The sequence below is a fragment of the Paraburkholderia steynii genome (assembly GCF_900100565.1).
Lineage (GTDB): Bacteria > Pseudomonadota > Gammaproteobacteria > Burkholderiales > Burkholderiaceae > Paraburkholderia > Paraburkholderia terrae.
Window position 1 is genome coordinate 1 of sequence record NZ_FNDI01000079.1, and the last position, 1,383, is coordinate 1,383.

1 protein-coding gene is annotated in these 1,383 nt (G+C 60.4%); it reads left to right on the plus strand.

Translation table 11 applies throughout. The features are described 5' to 3' along the window. The first annotated feature begins 54 nt into the window (after positions 1 to 54). A complete protein-coding gene (locus BLT65_RS46215) occupies positions 55 to 1,314 on the plus strand; it encodes an IS256 family transposase (protein ID WP_091790706.1) in 1,260 nt (419 codons plus the stop codon). Positions 1,315 to 1,383: the final 69 nt, after the last annotated feature.

Below are 1,383 nucleotides of genomic sequence, written 5' to 3' on the forward strand. Positions count from 1 at the left end.
GGGGCTGTCATAGATTTTGTGTTCAAGGCATAACATGTAGCTCAAGGAGCATGTATGCCACGCAAACCCAAGACGACCACCGAAGCGCAGACAGCGTTGCCGTCCATTCCGAAGGAACTAATCGACCAGTTCGTGAAGGGGCCGATGACGGCCGAAGCGGTGCATGCCGCTTCGGCGGCGTTCAAGAAGGCGCTGATCGAGCGGGCGCTGGGCGCCGAACTTGGACACCATCTGGGCTATCCGGCGGGTGCCGTGCGGCCAGAAGATGCGACCAACCAGCGCAACGGCAAGAGCGGCAAGACAGTGCTGACCGACGACGGTCCGCTACGGCTGGAGATTCCCCGTGACCGCAACGGCAGCTTTGCGCCGATCCTGATTCCGAAGCACGAACGGCGCTTTACGGGCTTTGACGACAAGATCATCGCGATGTACGCCCGTGGCATGACAGTGCGCGAGATCCAGGGGTTTCTGGCCGAGCAGTACGGTACCGATGTATCGCCGGAATTCATCAGTTCGGTGACCGATGCCGTGATGGACGAGGTGAGTATCTGGCAGGCGCGTCCGCTCGAGCCGATGTACCCGGTAGTGTTCTTTGACGCGCTACGCGTCAAGATCCGCGAGGAAGGGATGGTGCGCAACAAGGCGATCTATCTGGCGCTGGGCATCCTGCCGGACGGCACACGGGACATCCTGGGGCTGTGGATCGAGAACACGGAAGGCGCGAAGTTCTGGATGAAGGTATTCAGCGACCTGAAGGTGCGTGGCGTGCAGGACATCCTGATCGCAGTCACCGATGGACTGAAGGGCATGCCTGAAGCACTGGGCGCGGTGTTTCCGGCCACCACGCTCCAGACGTGCATCGTGCATCTGATCCGCCACTCGCTGGACTACGCGAGCTGGAAAGACCGGCGGGGGCTGGCTGCTGCCCTCAAACCGATCTATTCGGCAACGGGCGCTGAAGCTGCCCAGACCGAACTGGACGCGTTCGAACAGGGTGAGTGGGGCCAGAAATTCCCGACGGTGGTGGCCGCCTGGCGTCGGGCCTGGGATCGCGTGATCCCCTTCTTCGCGTTTCCGCCAGCGGTTCGCAAGGTGATCTACACGACCAATGCCATCGAAAGTGTCAATGCCCGGCTACGCAAGATCGTCAAGACGCGTGGGCACTTCCCGACGGACGAGGCCGCGACCAAACTGCTATGGCTGGCCTTGCGCAATATCACGGCTGACTGGAGCCGTGCCGCGCATGACTGGAAAGCCGCGATGAACCAGTTCGCGATCCTCTACGAGGATCGCTTCACAAGGAATCATTTGTAGAATGCAATTGACGAGCCTGCCAGATGGCAGGCTTTTATCTGCCTTGCACACAAAAATTCAGACACTCCC

What these genes read in the sequence shown, in the direction of transcription:
- BLT65_RS46215 (WP_091790706.1), top strand. Translation starts at nt 55, where the DNA reads ATGCCACGCAAACCCAAGACGACCACCGAAGCGCAGACAGCGTTGCCG.